General features: G+C 54.3%; 12 protein-coding genes and 1 tRNA gene. 3 read left to right on the top strand and 10 right to left on the bottom strand.

Annotation, left to right across the window (positions count from 1 at the left end; all coding sequences use genetic code 11):
* Window position 1: 1 nt before the first annotated feature.
* The 8 genes from KW829_RS22965 to rraB all read right to left on the bottom strand — a co-directional run bounded on the left by KW829_RS22965 (window position 2) and on the right by rraB (window position 10184).
* Window positions 2-1969: a type I restriction endonuclease subunit S gene (locus KW829_RS22965; protein WP_256350675.1), complete on the bottom strand. Its 1968-nt coding sequence runs from the start codon at window positions 1967-1969 to the stop codon at window positions 2-4.
* Complete coding sequence (locus KW829_RS18515) at window positions 1969-3750, bottom strand: N-6 DNA methylase (RefSeq protein ID WP_218308791.1); 1782 nt, start codon at window positions 3748-3750, stop codon at window positions 1969-1971. Before KW829_RS18515 ends, KW829_RS22965 begins: the two co-directional genes overlap by 1 nt.
* Window positions 3751-3782: 32 nt before the next feature.
* Window positions 3783-6188: an EcoAI/FtnUII family type I restriction enzme subunit R gene (gene hsdR / locus KW829_RS18520; RefSeq protein WP_218308792.1), complete on the bottom strand. Its 2406-nt coding sequence runs from the start codon at window positions 6186-6188 to the stop codon at window positions 3783-3785.
* 354 nt (window positions 6189-6542) lie between these two features.
* Window positions 6543-7811 (bottom strand): integrase arm-type DNA-binding domain-containing protein, encoded by a 1269-nt coding sequence (locus KW829_RS18525; RefSeq protein WP_218308794.1) that lies wholly within the window; start codon window positions 7809-7811, stop codon window positions 6543-6545.
* 198 nt (window positions 7812-8009) lie between these two features.
* Window positions 8010-8094: transfer RNA gene (locus tag KW829_RS18530), tRNA-Leu, on the bottom strand.
* Between the two features lie 106 nt (window positions 8095-8200).
* Window positions 8201-8923: a topoisomerase II gene (locus KW829_RS18535; protein WP_218308795.1), complete on the bottom strand. Its 723-nt coding sequence runs from the start codon at window positions 8921-8923 to the stop codon at window positions 8201-8203.
* 30 nt (window positions 8924-8953) lie between these two features.
* On the bottom strand, window positions 8954-9712 hold the full coding sequence (gene miaE, locus KW829_RS18540) for a tRNA isopentenyl-2-thiomethyl-A-37 hydroxylase MiaE (protein ID WP_218308796.1): 759 nt from the start codon (window positions 9710-9712) through the stop codon (window positions 8954-8956).
* Between the two features lie 46 nt (window positions 9713-9758).
* Entirely contained in the window at window positions 9759-10184 is a 426-nt protein-coding gene (rraB, locus tag KW829_RS18545) for a ribonuclease E inhibitor RraB (protein WP_029739283.1), read from the bottom strand.
* 99 nt (window positions 10185-10283) lie between these two features.
* Here rraB and KW829_RS18550 point away from each other — a divergent pair, with 99 nt between their 5' ends.
* The 3 genes from KW829_RS18550 (at window position 10284) to xynR (ending at window position 12286) form a co-directional block, all read left to right on the top strand.
* A complete protein-coding gene (locus KW829_RS18550) occupies window positions 10284-10379 on the top strand; it encodes a hypothetical protein (RefSeq protein WP_218308797.1) in 96 nt (31 codons plus the stop codon).
* Window positions 10349-11353 carry an ornithine carbamoyltransferase gene (gene argF / locus KW829_RS18555; RefSeq protein WP_010427327.1) on the top strand — a complete coding sequence of 335 codons (1005 nt, stop codon included), beginning with the start codon at window positions 10349-10351 and terminating at the stop codon, window positions 11351-11353. Before KW829_RS18550 ends, argF begins: the two co-directional genes overlap by 31 nt.
* A 174-nt stretch (window positions 11354-11527) precedes the next feature.
* Window positions 11528-12286, top strand: a complete 759-nt coding sequence (xynR, locus tag KW829_RS18560) for a DNA-binding transcriptional repressor XynR (RefSeq protein ID WP_010427329.1) — start codon at window positions 11528-11530, stop codon at window positions 12284-12286.
* 4 nt (window positions 12287-12290) lie between these two features.
* Here xynR and KW829_RS18565 read toward each other — a convergent pair whose 3' ends face one another.
* Both KW829_RS18565 and KW829_RS18570 read right to left on the bottom strand, forming a co-directional pair.
* Window positions 12291-13901 carry a glycoside hydrolase family 43 protein gene (locus KW829_RS18565; RefSeq protein ID WP_218308798.1) on the bottom strand — a complete coding sequence of 537 codons (1611 nt, stop codon included), beginning with the start codon at window positions 13899-13901 and terminating at the stop codon, window positions 12291-12293.
* 11 nt (window positions 13902-13912) lie between these two features.
* Window positions 13913-15295, bottom strand: a complete 1383-nt coding sequence (locus KW829_RS18570; protein WP_218308799.1) for an MFS transporter — start codon at window positions 15293-15295, stop codon at window positions 13913-13915.
* Window positions 15296-15493 lie beyond the last annotated feature (198 nt).

Raw genomic sequence — 15493 nt, forward strand, 5'->3', positions numbered from 1 at the left:
ATCAGGCGGTCTCCGCTTTGGTTGGTTTTTCGCGCACCTCAGCTGGCGTGGGCTCAAGAATCCAGCCGTGCGCTACTTCTGTTTTCAACTGCGTGTAGAAGTCATCAATCTCACCGCCGAAGCGCTGCCACAAATCCTTGGCGCTCAATTCGCCGTGGTGGCGGGCAAGAATGGTGGCCAGCGGTGCTTGGGCTTTGATGTCGGGTGCTGCGCCCAAACGTAGTGGGGCGATCAGCTCGGTTTGAGGGGCTTTCATGGGTTCCTCTTGTTGTTCGATGGTGAGACCAGCGAGACCCGAGATGGTGCATGCCGCAAGTTGGGTACTCAGTTCGATGCGAGAAGCCGCTTGTTTTTCTAATGAGTCGCAATGGTGAAGCAAACGATTTAATGCGAGCAAAATACGCTCCTGCTCTTTCAGAGAAGGAAGCGGAATCGGTAACTCATGAATAACTTGGCGTGATACGTTGCGCATCGAGTCACTAGTTCCAGTTGCTCGTTCTTTATAGTACACACGAGAATAAACCGAGTTGTTAACCAAATTCACCCATGGTTTTAAATCATTGTCTAGGAAATTTAGACGGACAATTTTGTCGCTCATTAAAAGTTTTTCTGGGCAGTCATCAGGCGCGATAACACTCCGCGCAACTAATTCAGCAGTGTTTGCGCGAGATAGAATGAAGTCACCAGGCCTTACTGTACACTCAGGTCTAGCCTCAAGCGAAAGTGGAAGACGTTTGTTTTCGTTCGGATCGAAGATTCCCCATGTTACGGCACTAACTTTAAGTACCCCCCATTCACCTTCACGCCGAGGCTCTGCTTCACATTTAGGACTCCAACCTGATTCTGAGTCAGACAACAAATCTTCTAAAAGAACCCAGCGCCATCCGTTTGGCAGTGAAAATTCCTCATCTGGCTGAACAGATTTTGCGAATCGTTTGCCTGACTTCTTTCTCCTTAGTTCTGCCAAATAGTCATCAACTGTTGATGCGTCGGTTGGCTCGTTGTAAATATCAAGTACACCGCGAATAGCAAGTTCTGAAACCAATTTTCTGAGGTCGGCAACATCCTCCGGCGCATGAAACAGCCTATCAAAATTGTCGGCCAAGCGCGTCCAATTGGCATGCAGTTCGTTCGGGTTGGGGGCACTGGAGACGGCTTGCAGGATGGACTGGCGCAGTGAGTTTTGTAGTTTGCGGCGTGCTTGCTGCTGTGTTTCCAGTTTGTCGCACAAGGCCATCAGCTCATTGACTTTGGCGACGATGCAGGCTTGCTCTTTTAAGGGGGGAAAAGCAAATAGTGCATCTCGCGCCGCGTCCGTTCCTAACCGAGGGAGGTTCATTCCATGGGTTGAACCATTCGCATATGCAATGAAGAAAGGTGACTTTAAATACCAACGTAAGTAGCCCGCATCAATATTTGCAAAGAATGAAATTGGATTGATCTCTGTCGTACATACGCCCGATGAATCTGCAATCAAGACTTTATCGAGATAAGGGCGAAGTTTTCCGTACAGAACAGCACCCTTGGGGAACCCATTTTTAATACTTTTGAACTGGCGATCGCGGGCAAAAACCTTAGCCAGAAGCTTTGAAGTATTTTTTTCAATATCTTCAAGCTCAAGAACCCATGTGTCTTCGCTAACATCCTTCAGTTCTACTTTGGGGGCGTCACCATAATTGGTCACTGAACCCAGACGCGTCCAAGCCCAACCCTTGGGCAGAATCCATGGCTGTTCGCTTGTCGTGACGGCCCCTGGGAATGGTCTCCGTTTGAGTTTTTTTTGTTCAAGTAAGATTTTCTGACAGTTCTGGTTATCTTCTATCAACTCAAGTGCGCTAGTGTCATTGGCAACGCGTTCAGTAAGTCGCCCTGAAATTGCAAGCTGAAGAACTAGCTCACGTAACTTAACTACTCCCCCTGGCGCATTGGCAATATGCCCAAACTCTGCCAAAAACTGTTGAGCATCCATCAGGCATCCTCACCGACAAAGTGATGCGCCAACGCGGCGGCCAATTCACTTTTAAGCTGATTTTCGGTTTCTTCAATTTCACCCAGTAGTTTTTTGTACTTCTCCAACAGCAGGTCTGGGTCGAGGTTTTCTTCTTCCGGCGAGTTGGGATTTTTCAGGTCAAGGTTGAAGATAGGCCAGTAGAGGCGATCTCCAGCAACTTGAGCCTCCCGCGCTTGCAGGCGCAGTAGTTCGGCCTTTGTGCGAAGTTCGGCAATCTGCGAGTCAATTTTTTCACGGTAGGTAGCATCAATGGTGCCTACCAAACTCCTGCGTAAATCGCCTGCTTCGGTTTCCAGCACGACAGCTTGATTGTTTAGCTCTTCGGCGCGTTGCCAGTGCGGTTGTGCGGCGGCTTCAGCTTGTTCACGCTTGGTTTTGAAATCAACCTTCCAGGCGAATTCATTTTCTTCGCGGTCGGCAAAATCGTTTTCCTCCGAGCCCCACCAGTCTCGCTCGGGTTCAAATTCTTCTAGCCGGATGGGTTTGGTTTTGGAGTAGCTTTTGTAGCCCGTTGGGTAGGGATGTTCATAAAACCAGATGGTGTCAGTGTGGAAGTGTTCGGTGCCATCGTCAACAGTGCTGCCTTTGGTGAAAAACAGCAGGTTGGTCTTGATGGTGGTGTACGGTGCAAAAACGCCTTTGGGTAAACGTATGATGGTGTGCAATTTGCAGTCGCGCAGCAGCATTTTTTTCAGCGTGCCTTTGATGCCATCGCCAAATAAAAATCCATCGGGTAATACCACTGCGGCGCGGCCTTTTTCCTTCAACAGTTTCTTGATGATTAGCGCCATAAACATGTCAGCAGTTTCACGGGTGCGCAGATCAGCCGGATAGTCGCTGCCCACGCCATCATCTTCATACCCTCCGAATGGAGGATTGGTGATGATGCAGTCAACCTTGCCACTGGCCTTCCACTCGTTCCAGCCGATACCTAGGGTATTTTTATGCTCGATCTGGCTGGGAACGTCAATTCCATGCAATAGCATGTTGGTTGTGCAGAGCAGATGCGGCAACTGTTTCTTTTCGATACCGAGGATTAGCGCTTCGATGGCGCGTTTGTCTTCAGGACGCGGTGATTTCATTGTCGCGAGTTGGTTGCGGAAATGCTCTATGGCAGCGGTCAAAAAACCGCCTGTTCCACAGGCCGGGTCCATAACCGTCTCACGCTTATCTAAACGCGGGTTGATCCTATCAACCATAAAAGCGGTGATGGCGCGCGGAGTGTAGAATTCTCCTGCGTTACCCGCGCCGCGCAAATCGTTGAGTAATTGCTCGTACACATCGCCAATGTTTGCGCGGATAGTAAAATCGTGGAAATTTATAGCATCTTCCAGCTTCTCGATCACAGCTAGCATCTGCGGGCCGGATTTCATGTAGTTATTCGCATCTTCAAAGACACTACGGATGACTTTGTGCTGAGGGCTTTTGTTTGCATCTATCTCTTTGAGCGTCGGGAATAACTCGTTGTTGACGAAGCTGATCAATTCACTACCGGCAATTTGTGGCTTCTTTTTGCCATCAGCCCCCGGTATATAAGCTGCCCAGTTACGCCAACGGTACTCTTTGGGCAAGGGAGATATATACGCCGGATTATCATCGGCCCATTCCTCCTCGCGCTGGTCAAACACTTTGAGGAACAACATCCATGTGAGCTGGCCGAGACGCTGTGCATCACCATCGACGCCGTCATCTTTACGCATGATGTCTTGAATGGATTTAATGGTACTGCTGAGATTCATCTTTTTATTCGCTGTTGAAGGCTGCTGTTTAATCAAGCCTGTTTTTGTTCGGATATGTCGTAGAGAGCCAACTCAAGCTCCTTCACGGCTTGGGTGTACTGCTCTACGCCACCAAAAATACCCCGACGGATTTGTGTCTTGCTACCAAATAGGTCAAATGGAGGTAATTCCAGCACATTGGCATCCTCTATGTCTTGTACACCATGATCGGCAAATTTTTCGAGCAAAGCTTCCAATACGGCCTTGGCTTGCCCACTATATTTGCCGAACACATCACGCTTTTTCACGTTGTTAGCCCGTTCACGCCGAGTGAGTGGCTTCTGATCAAAGGCGACGTGGGTTACCAGATCAAAAGCATCCAGTTCGCTGCCGTTAGCGACTGCCTGTTGCAGGATCGCGAATGGTACGCCATGTTCGGTTAATTCCTCTATCACAGCTTGTTTACGTTCGGCGCTACTCCAGCGCCGTAGAAAGTTGGTTAGGTTACCAAATTTAGCCTGCAAGGTGCTTTTAATCTCACTTTTGAGCAGGACTCGGTAGTCCTCAGTGATGAGCTTGCCATCGGCATCAAGGTATTGCGAGCGTTCAACCGCTAAACATACATTGACGTCATCAATCACATACTTTACTCGGCCTAAATTGCTTCCAGCCTTATCTGTGACACTAGAGTCATAGGGTAGAGGTTCTAGTTCATCTATGCTGGGGGGCGTGACGACATCTGGCGGTACCACAGTATCTTCAGGGCCAGGTTCGTATATCACCACGGGTTCGCCGTCAAAATCGGGATCAGCAAACAGTCGCGTAGCACCTTTAAAGTCCATGATGGTGAAGTAGAGTTTTTGGTAGTCCTCGCGCAGGCGGGTGCCGCGGCCAATGATCTGTTTGAACTCCGTCATCGAGTTGATGCTCTGGTCCAAGACAATCAGCTTGCAGGTTTTAGCATCAACGCCCGTGGTAAGTAACTTAGAGGTAGTTGCAATAACCGGGTAAGGCTCATCGTTGTCGATAAAGTAGGAGAGCTGTGCTTTCCCTTCGTTATCGTCTCCGGTAATTCGCATGACGTAGCGGCGATTGTTTGCAGCGGCAGGAATGAGCTTTACCAGCTCTTGGCGCATCCTCTCAGCATGATCCTGGTCGTCACAAAAAACAATCGTCTTGGCCATCGGATCGGTTGCCTGGAGATATTCCCATACCTTGTTGGCGACAAGAGCTGTGCGTCTCTCCAGAACTAGAGTGCGATCAAAGTCTTTTGTATTATACTGCCGTTGCTCCATGACTTGGCCTAGTTTATCTAATTTACCCTTCTCTGGTATGTAGCCGACTGCATCAACATCGGATGCAATGCGGATCACCTTGTAGGGAGCAAGAAAACCGTCCTCAATGCCCTGCTTAAGCGAATAGGTATAAATGGGGTATCCGAAATAGCTGGTATTGCTTGTTTCCTTGGTTTCTTTCGGTGTGGCAGTTAGGCCAATATGTGTGGCTGTAGTGAAATAATCCAGGATGTCGCGCCACGCTGAGTCTTCCGCGGCGCTGCCACGATGACATTCATCAATCACGACTAAGTCGAAGAAATCCCGTGGAAACTGGCGATAGATTTGCTTCCATTCTTCCTTTCCCGTTACCGCTTGGTAGAGAGCAAGGTAGATCTCATAGTTCTTTTTGACTTCACGGTTAGTGACCTTATGCATAACCTCACCGAAAGGGGCGAAATCCTGCTGCATGGTCTGGTCGACGAGAATATTGCGGTCGGCCAAAAACAGAATGCGTTTCTTGGATTTTGCTTTCCATAAGCGCCAAATAATCTGAAAAGCTGTATACGTTTTCCCTGTACCAGTGGCCATGACTAGCAATATTCGTGTTTGCCTTCTGGCTACAGCTTCAATGGCACGGTTGATTGCCACACGCTGATAGTAACGTGGTTCACGGCCGCTGCCATCGGTATAAAACGGCTGTTCAATCAGCGTTACAGCTTCAGGTGCAACTAACCCTTTCCATTGTTGATATACCATCCACAAATCGGACAAGGTCGGGAATTGGGTAAGCTGAAGTTCTCGTTCGACAGGTAGGGAGAGGCCGGTTCGGTCATGCAGGAGAAAACCATCACCATTACTACTGATGGCAAACGGCGCGTCTAGCATTTCGGCATAGGCTAGAGCTTGTTGCATACCATGCCCAATGGAGAACTTCGCCTGTTTGGCCTCTAAAACTGCGATCGGCACGTTTGGTCTTGCATAAAGCACATAATCAGCACGTTTAGGACCTCCTTTAGCTTCAGGGTTTTTTACTCGAGAGGCCATCTTACCGCGTACCATGACACGACCATCGGTGAGGTTGACTTCCTCTCGGAACTGATGCTGCTGCCAGCCAGCTTGTTGAATAGCTGGAGTAATGAATTTTGTGCAGATATCTCGCTCGCTGAGCTGATGTTTATCCATGACAGTAGCTCCTTCAACGTTCCGGTATATGTGCTTTAGGTACCATGAAAAAGTATCAAATGACCAAGTTTAATAAATATCCACGCGGGCGAGCTACGTCTCAATCCACGCAGAATTATTGTCCTTTTCGTGCAGAATAGTACTCATTGGTGTACCAGAAACCATACCACGATCCCTAGCCAACTCAATTATCTGATTAACCCTTTTCTTATTGACAGTTTTGTGTGGCTCGTTTGCCAATGAGCCCCTATGAGGGGCTCAGTTATAACATATCGATTTTCTACGCCGACCAACACCTGACGTAAACTAGCCGTCAGATTTTAATTTAGAAACGAAAGAGCATTTATCAACGGCTCACTCGCCGTTCCCCCGATCGATCTTCGCATAGTCAAATGGCGTAATCACCTTCCCCCGATTCGCATCCAGAAAATCAGCCCACCACTGCAGCATCAGCCTGCGCTCCCCCAAGTGCTCGGCCTTATGAATATATGCCGCCCGCACAGAGTTACGTTCTTGGTGACTCATCTGGCGCTCTACCGCATCCCTCGACCACAATCCTGACTCAATCAGAGAGCTACAGGCCATCGTCCTGAAACCATGCCCACAGACTTCCGTTTTCGTGTCATAGCCCATCACTCGCAAAGCCTTGTTAACCGTATTCTCACTCATCGGCTTACGGGGATCGTGATCGCCTACGAAAATCAGCTCTCGATTCCCATTCATGCTTTTGATCTTTTCCAGAATAGCTAAGGCCTGACGCGATAAGGGAACAAGATGGGGCGTCCGCATCTTTGAACCACGCTGAGAATGTTTAACACCGTCCAGCGCTTCACGCTCACCAGGGATCGTCCACATGGCCGTTTCAAAATCCACTTCTGACCAGCGGGCAAAACGCAGCTCGCTTGAACGGATGAAAACCAACAACGTGAGTTCGACAGCCAGTCGAGTTAACGGCCTGCCAGAATAGTGATCAATGCGGTGGAGTAATTCAGGAATACGGTTAAGTTCCAGAGCAGCACGGTGCTGTCTTTTTGCCGTAGCAACCGCACCAGCAATCTCTTGTGCTGGGTTGTAATCGATTAAGCCGCTCTGAACGGCAAACCGCATAATCGCGGTCGTTCGCTGTTGTAAACGGGCTGCGACTTCAAGCCGCCCGGATGACTCAACTGCTTTGATAGGTACGAGCAGATCTCGCGTCTTCAATTCAGCAATGTTCCGCTTACCAATAGCAGCAAAGAGATTATCTTCCAGGCTTTTCAATACACGAGCACTATGCGATGCCGACCACTTCTGATTACTGGCATGCCAGTCTCTGGCTACCACTTCAAACGTTATCGCCTCTTGCTCCAGCTCTACCTTAACGGCTTTCTTGTTCTTACTGGGATCGATGCTGTTTGCTAACAGCTTACGGGCTTCATCCCGGCGTGCCCTGGCATCCGCCAGCGAAACTTCAGGATATTTTCCCAATGCCAGCATTTTCTCTTTGCCGCCGAAGCGATAACGAAGCCGCCAGTATTTGGAGCCATTAGGGTGAACCAACAAAACCATGCCTTCACCGTCAGTAAGTTTATAGGCTTTTGCTTCCGGCTTAGCCGAACGAACCTTCACATCACTCAGAGCCATGATGAGTATCCTTTCAAGGGTTCTGTGTGGGTACAAACATTATCGAACCGGGATATACCCGCAGATGTACCCGCATCAGTAAGTTGATGTAGATTGAATCAGGTTGACTTAGGTTGAGTGAAAAAGCGAGGAAAGCCTTGCGGATACTGGATTTTAGGCACAAAAAAAGACGTCCGTTGACGCCTATTGATGTTCCGATGGTGCCGAAGGCCGGACTCGAACCGGCACGTATTTCTACGGTTGATTTTGAATCAACTGCGTCTACCGATTTCGCCACTTCGGCACTGAAGGGGATGCGGAAACGTTGTGGATTATACCTGTCGCGCGCCGCCATGCAAGCGACGACGCGCGAAACCCGCGCTAAGTGCCCAAAAAACCAGCGCCCTTCGTCACTCCAGCTCAGACACCGCCAGACGAATCACCCCCGCCGCCTTCTGCTCCGGCAGCGCCAGCACCTTCGCCCACATCTCCTGCACCATATCGCAGGAGAGCTTCTCTTTGCCCGCCGCCTTCTCCGGCATCTGCAGCAGCTGGATGTCCTCGCCGTACTTATCGGCAAGCGCCTTCATCACCGGTCGCACATCTTCGACAGCGGCCTCACGTTCGGCTTGGGTTACGGTGTGGCGGTTTTTGCCGTAGGCCGCGCGCATCATGTCGGCGTCGGCCTGCATGCGCCGCGCCATCAGGTCTTTATCCAGCATGCGCATCGGGTTAACACCGCCCTTCACCATCGGGTAGAGGAAGCGGAAGCAGGCGTCGTCGCTCACCTTCTGGATGGCGGCGGTCTGCTCCATGTTGATGGTCATGTAGTTCACTACGTTGGCGTCCGGGGCGTTTTGCAGGCGAGACATCTGCAGATGCAGGATCTGCGGCTGGATGGTGTCGATAATCTGCTGCTCCGGCTCGCCCGCTTTTTGCAGGGCGGCCATCTGGTCGAGGATGCGCTGATGCAGCGCGGGCTCCTGCTCCTTAATCACCTGCCAGGCGGGCATCGCGTTGAGGGCGTTATCCATCTGCCGTTCCGGGGCGCGCTGCCTGTCGAAAAACACCCAGAACGCCACGGCAGCAGCCGCAATGACGACAATCACAATACGGGTCCACGTTTTATTCATCTCGCATCCTTATCCTTGAGTTATGCCGGTTTACACCGGCACGCCGCTGTGGAAGCGAAACTCGTTGTCCGGTGTCGAGATAAGTGTGGCTTCAATTTCGCCAAAATGCTGTATGCGCGGTGAGATATCGTCGTCGCTCACCTGCCGGGCAAGCGTCAGGTAGTCCTGATAGTGGCGCGCTTCCGAGCGCAGCAGCGAGAGATAGAACTTCTGCAGGTCGTCGTCGAGGAACGGGGCCAGCGCGGCGAAGCGTTCGCAGGAGCGGGCTTCGATGTAGGCACCACAGATGAGCTTGTCGATCAGCGTCAGCGGTTCGTGGGTGCGCACTTCCTTCAGCATCCCTTTGGCGTAGCGGCTGGCGGTGATTTTGACGTAGGGAATGTCGCGGGCCTGCATCGCCTCGCGCACCTGCCAGAAGTGGTGCAGCTCCTCTTTAATCAGCAGCACCATGCTGTCGATGAGCGCCTGGCCCCACGGGTCGTCGGTTTTGGGCATCACGCTTTTGCCAATCTGCCTGTGCAGGGCGATGAAGTCCGGCTCCGGGCCGTCGCGAAAGGTGAACTGTTCGTAGGGTTTGAGCCAGTCGAGCAGCGCGTCGGCACCGCTTTCGTCGGCGACGTATTTACGCACCAGCAGCAGCGCGGTCTGGGCGGCCTTGAGCTCGCACACCATGTGGTCGGTGAGCAGCAGCGGCAGGTTCGCCGGGTCGCGGGCTTTATCAATCCATGCTTGCGGGGTCGGGCACTGGAGGAAGTTGAGTACGGGGGCGAGTATCTGCGGGTAATCCATGGTTCTGCCTTGAAAAAGCGGTGGCGCGCGCCACCGCCTGAAACGCTTAGTGACGCACGCCGTCGTCGTCTTCGTCGACGTAATCTTCGTCGTCGCCTTCTTCGCCGTCTTCACCGTTCGGATCTTCGAAGTAGGTTCCCCAGCCGTCATATTCCACTTCAAACTTCTCGGCCAGGTTCATCAGCTGTTCGACCTGCGCGTCGATCAGCTCCGCCTTCAGCGCGCCTTCACTCAGGATGTCGCAGCAGATGACGGTGTCGCCCTCTTCCACTTCCAGCTCTTCCGGCTCGGTCACTTCGTAACCCAGCTTGAAGGCTTCTACCGCCAGTTTTTCCAGCGCGTCGAAATCATCCGCAGAGAAATGGTGCTCGATGGTGTACAGCGCGTCCGGATCGCTACCGTCTTCCAGCAGTTCTTCAATAATCAGACGCGTCTCTTCGCGTTGCTCTTCCAGGTGTTCCGGGTTTGCCATGGCTCAATCCTCTTTAAAGTGCGGCAGATACTTCTATTTTCACACACGGACGGGTTTGCCTCCACCTTTGTTGGAAAGATTTGTGAAACGGGGTTGCAAATGAATAATTACACATATAAAGTGAATTTTAATTCAACAAGTGGCATTCGCCATGTGAGGATAAAATGTCCGATTTGTACAAGAAACACTTTCTGAAATTGCTCGACTTTACCCCTGCACAGTTCACCTCTCTGCTGACCCTTGCCGCACAGCTCAAAGCCGATAAAAAAAATGGCAAGGAAGTACAAAAGCTTACTGGTAAAAACATCGCGCTCATCTTCGAAAAAGACTCAACCCGTACACGATGCTCTTTCGAAGTTGCCGCATTTGACCAGGGCGCGCGCGTTACCTATTTAGGGCCGAGCGGCAGCCAGATTGGGCATAAAGAGTCAATTAAGGACACCGCGCGCGTGCTGGGGCGGATGTACGACGGCATTCAGTATCGCGGCCACGGCCAGGAAGTGGTCGAAACGCTGGCGCAGTATGCGGGCGTGCCGGTGTGGAACGGGCTGACCAACGAGTTCCACCCGACGCAGCTGCTGGCGGACCTGCTGACCATGCAGGAGCACCTGCCGGGCAAGGCGTTTAACGAGATGACGCTGGTCTACGCGGGCGACGCGCGCAACAACATGGGCAACTCAATGCTGGAAGCTGCGGCGCTGACCGGGCTGGATCTGCGTCTGGTGGCCCCGAAGGCCTGCTGGCCGGAAGAGAGCCTGGTGGCGGAGTGCAGCGCGCTGGCGGAGAAGCACGGCGGGAAAATCACGCTGACGGAAGACGTGGCGGCGGGCGTGAAGGGCGCGGACTTTATCTATACCGACGTGTGGGTGTCGATGGGCGAAGCCAAAGAGAAGTGGGCGGAGCGGATTGCGCTGCTGCGCGGGTATCAGGTGAACGCGCAGATGATGGCGCTCACCGGCAACCCGGACGTGAAGTTCCTGCACTGTCTGCCGGCGTTCCATGACGACCAGACCACGCTCGGCAAGCAGATGGCGAAAGAGTTCGATCTGCACGGCGGGATGGAAGTGACGGACGAGGTGTTTGAGTCGGCGGCGAGCATTGTGTTTGACCAGGCGGAAAACCGGATGCATACGATTAAGGCGGTGATGGTGGCGACGCTTGGGGAGTGATTGGGTCCTCTGCGGTCTGGTGCCCTCACCCCGGCCCTCTCCCACAGGGAGAGGGGGAAAACACTAAAAAACGACAACCTTGTTGTCGTTTTTGCTTTTACCTCCATTTCATTGATTTTTCACCCTGAAAAAGGTACGTTTTCGCCTTAATTCCAGCGTGGACATGCCAGCATTATGCCGATTATTCAGTCTGTTGAACGTGCGTTGCAGATCCTCGACCTGTTCAACGAGCAGGCCACCGAGCTTAAGATCACCGACATCAGCAAACTGATGGGGCTGAGCAAGAGTACCCTCCACTCGCTGCTGAAAACCCTGCAGCTTCACGGCTATATCGATCAGAACCCGGAGAACGGTAAGTATCGCCTCGGCATGAAGCTGGTCGAGCGCGGTCATTTTGTCGTGGGCTCCATCGATATTCGCCAGAAGGCGAAAGGCTGGCTGACGGAGCTGTCCCAGCGGACCGGGCAGACCACCCATCTGGGGATCCTGGACGGGCGTGAAGGGGTCTATATCGAGAAGATTGAAGGCAAGCTGGCCGCCATCGCCTATTCGCGCATCGGCCGCCGCCTGCCGGTTCACGCCACCGCCATCGGCAAGGTGTTGATTGCCTGGCTGGGCGAGGCCGAGCTGAACGCCCTGCTGGAGGGCTATCAGTACACCACCTATACCCCTTCTACCCTTGCCTCTCGCGAAGCCTTAATGAGTGCCCTGGCGCAGACCCGGGAGCAGGGTTACGCCCTGGATAGCGAAGAGAACGAGCAGGGCGTGCGCTGCGTGGCGGTGCCGGTGTGGAACCATGAATCCCGCGTCATTGCCGCCCTGAGCCTGTCGACGCTGACCTCCCGCGTGGACGACGCTGAGCTGGCTAATTTCCGCGAGCAGCTTCAGCAGGCCGGGCTCCAGCTTTCACGCGCGCTGGGCTACCCGGCCTGAGCCGTCAGGCCGGCTCGTAGGTGAAGTAATCGAAGTCCGCGTGGCAGCCATCGCCGCTGATGTCCTCGCAGTGCAGCCCCACAAACGCGCCGGTGAAGAAGCCGCGCCCGCCGATGTAGTCGTCCGACAGTTTCCACGCCTCATACGTTACCGGCACGGCGTGCCACGTCTCGCCGTCAAACGAGTAGCTGTAGCGGTAGACCAGCGTATCCACATCCACCCGCAGCCAGACGCTCTCCGCACTCTCCGGCACCAGAATCGGCTGCTCGTGCAGCGGCCACGACGGCACGTTGTGGTCGAGCTGGATAACTTTGATGGTTCTCCCCTTCCCCTCCTCGTAGTCCACAAAGCAGTAGCTCCAGTTTTTGCTGTTGTAGTAGCAGGTCAGCCCCGCGCTCTGCTGGAAGTGGACCGGCGAGAACTGCATCCGCGTTTCGGAGCGGAAAGCGAAGTGCTGCCAGCGGCGCGCCACGGTCGACTGGGTAAAGGTCGAGTTGAGCGAGTCGTTGCCGTAGAGCCGTAAATAGCCGGGCCGCGCGGTGAGCGAGCCGAGAGTGTCGTCGAACGGGATGCGCAGGGTCTGCAGCTCCGGGTCAAGCGAACTGGCGTCGAAATCGTCCCGCCAGTTGCCCGGAACGGATGCAGGCTGCTCGGCCACCTGCGGGCCTTTCACGGTCAGCTGCGCGTGCTTGCCGCCTTCCACGTACGGCCAGCCGTCGCGCCACTCAATGCGGGCGATGCCGGTCTCGCGCCCCAGCGGGCAGTAGCCGCGTCCGCCGGAGGCCAGCAGCGGCACGCCGGGCAGGCGCAGCGGGCGGCTGGTGAGGTAGGCCATGTACCACTCTCCAGTGTGGGTCTGCAGCAGCGAGCCGTGCCCGCTCTTCTGCAGCGGGTTCTCCGGCAGGTGCCAGCTGGTCATCATCGTCACGTCCGGGTGCAGCTCGTACGGTCCGTCGATATTTTTTGAACGCAGCACCACGACGGCGTGCTCGTAGCTGGTGCCGCCTTCGGCGACCATCAAGTAGTACCATCCCGCGTGGCGATACAGGTGAGCGCCCTCGGTGTAGCAGAGCGGCGTGCCGGTAAACAGCGTTTTACGCTCGGGCGAGAGCGTGCCGGTCTGCGGGTCAAACTCCTGCATCACGATGGTGTTGTGCGGGTTGCTGTGGTGGCGCGGCCCCCACGGACGGTAGAGGTAGTACTTGCGGCCGTCGTCGTCGTGGAACAGGGACGGGTCAAACCCGCCGTTGCCCATCGGGATCGTCTCGCTCCACGGCCCCTCGATGGAGGGCGCGGTGACGAGGAAGTTGCGGCCGTTTTTCCACGGTGAGTCGACAATCTTAACGTCGGTGTAGAGCAGCCAGAATTTACCGTCGGCGTAGCTCAGGCACGGCGCCCAGATGCCGCCGGAGTCCGGGTTGCCCTTCATGTCCAGCATCGACACGCGGTCCAGCGGCGTGCTGACCAGCGACCAGTTTTTCAGGTCACGGGAGTGGTAGATGCGCACGCCCGGGAACCACTCGAAGGTCGAAGTGGCGATGTAGTAGTCCTCGCCCTGACGGCACAGGGACGGGTCCGGGTTGAAGCCGGTGAGTATCGGGTTAGTGATTTCCATGTTGCCTCCGGTTAATGGGATGCGGCTGTCGCAGCGTCGGGAACGGCCTCGCCCTGCGACGCGCGGTGCTTAATCAGCTGCTGACTGATGGCCTCCACGCGGGCGTCGGTGAGCTTATAAAACGACAGCATGATGAACATGCCCGCGTAGAGCACCACCGGCACCACGCAGAACAGAATTTTGATGGTGGTAAGCACCTCGACCGGCTGCACGCTGCTGCTGGCGGAGTAGTTCACGTACGCCAGGATCCAGCCCACCACCGCCCCGCCAATCGCCAGGCCAATCTTCAGGCTGAACAGGTAGGTGGAGAACACCAGCCCGTCGAGGCGGCGCCCGCTGCGGCTCTCCTCGTAGTCCACCACGTCAGAGGCCATCAGCCACTGCAGCGGCGTGGTGGTGTTAAAGACGAACAGGAACAGAATGTTGAGGGCGAAAATCAGCGCGATGTGCTCCGCCGGGGTGACGAAAATCAGCAGGCTGATCAGCGAATAGGCGACGATGATCCACTTGAAGGCGGTGACGCGGTCGAAGCGCCCCAGCAGTCGGGAGGAGCAGAGCGAGCCGAACATGGTGGCGAGGCTGCCGTAGAGTAAAAACTGGGTCGCCATCTCCGGGTGATCCATCACGTATTTCACGAAGTAGAGCGTCGCCCCGCCGCGCACCACGTTGGAGCAGGTCGCCATCATCTTGAACGCGCACATGATGCGCCACTGGCTGTTGCCCAGCAGAAGCTTAAGGTCTTTCGCCACCGACGAGCCCGGCTGCACCTCAAAGGTGTAGCGCTCTTTGGTGGTGAAGAAGCAGACGTAGAGCAGCACCACGCCGCTCAGCCCCAGCACGCACATGGCGCCGAAATAACCCACCTGCTCGTTCCCTTTGCCGATGATGCTGACCAGCGGCAGCGCGATGCCGCTGATGGCGAGCGAGCCCGCTGCGGCCAGGAAGAAGCGCCAGGACTGCAGGGCGTGACGCTCTTTCGGGTCGGCGGTAATGACGCCCGGCATGGCGCAGTACGGGACGTTAACGAAGGTGTAGACCAGGGTCAGGAGAATGTAGGTCACGCAGGCGTAGATGATCTTGCCCTGCGCGGAGAAGTCCGGCGTGTAGAAGGTCAGCACGCAGACGATGCCGAACGGGATGGCGCCCCACAGCAGGAACGGGCGGAACTGGCCGTGCCGCGTGCGGGTGCGGTCTACCAGCAGCCCCATCAGCGGGTCGGTGACGGCGTCGAGCACGCGGGAGACCAAAAACAGCGTGCCCATAATCCCCGCCGACAGGCCGAATACGTCGGTGTAGAAATAGGCCAGCAGGAACATCGTGGCCTGCCAGACGAAGCCGCAGGCGGTGTCACCCAGCCCGTAGCCAATTTTGTCTTTCATGGTTAATTGCGTCATCAGAATTACACCCTTATGTAGTGTGCTGAATTACAACATCGTGTTAATGGAGTGTAATGAGCTGTTCAATTAACCAGCAATGGTCATATCTTATTTCTGAATTACGTTATTTTGCTTTTGTGACGCCAACGATATATTGCAACTCATTGTTTATATTATTAAATAACAAAAACAACAAAGCCGTCCGCGGAATATTTC

The sequence above is a fragment of the Enterobacter sp. ENT02 genome (genome assembly GCF_019219165.1).
In the GTDB taxonomy this organism is placed as follows: domain Bacteria; phylum Pseudomonadota; class Gammaproteobacteria; order Enterobacterales; family Enterobacteriaceae; genus Enterobacter; species Enterobacter mori.

Bases quoted from the DNA above. Each gene is read 5' to 3' on its own strand.
- KW829_RS18515 (WP_218308791.1), bottom strand. From the start codon at position 3,750: ATGAATCTCAGCAGTACCATTAAATCCATTCAAGACATCATGCGTAAA.
- KW829_RS22965 (WP_256350675.1), bottom strand. From the start codon at position 1,969: ATGGATGCTCAACAGTTTTTGGCAGAGTTTGGGCATATTGCCAATGCG.
- xynR (WP_010427329.1), top strand. From the start codon at position 11,528: ATGCCGATTATTCAGTCTGTTGAACGTGCGTTGCAGATCCTCGACCTG.
- KW829_RS18550 (WP_218308797.1), top strand. From the start codon at position 10,284: ATGAATAATTACACATATAAAGTGAATTTTAATTCAACAAGTGGCATT.
- KW829_RS18535 (WP_218308795.1), bottom strand. From the start codon at position 8,923: ATGAATAAAACGTGGACCCGTATTGTGATTGTCGTCATTGCGGCTGCT.
- hsdR (WP_218308792.1), bottom strand. From the start codon at position 6,188: ATGGATAAACATCAGCTCAGCGAGCGAGATATCTGCACAAAATTCATT.
- rraB (WP_029739283.1), bottom strand. From the start codon at position 10,184: ATGGCAAACCCGGAACACCTGGAAGAGCAACGCGAAGAGACGCGTCTG.
- KW829_RS18570 (WP_218308799.1), bottom strand. From the start codon at position 15,295: ATGACGCAATTAACCATGAAAGACAAAATTGGCTACGGGCTGGGTGAC.
- miaE (WP_218308796.1), bottom strand. From the start codon at position 9,712: ATGGATTACCCGCAGATACTCGCCCCCGTACTCAACTTCCTCCAGTGC.
- KW829_RS18525 (WP_218308794.1), bottom strand. From the start codon at position 7,811: ATGGCTCTGAGTGATGTGAAGGTTCGTTCGGCTAAGCCGGAAGCAAAA.
- KW829_RS18565 (WP_218308798.1), bottom strand. From the start codon at position 13,901: ATGGAAATCACTAACCCGATACTCACCGGCTTCAACCCGGACCCGTCC.
- argF (WP_010427327.1), top strand. From the start codon at position 10,349: ATGTCCGATTTGTACAAGAAACACTTTCTGAAATTGCTCGACTTTACC.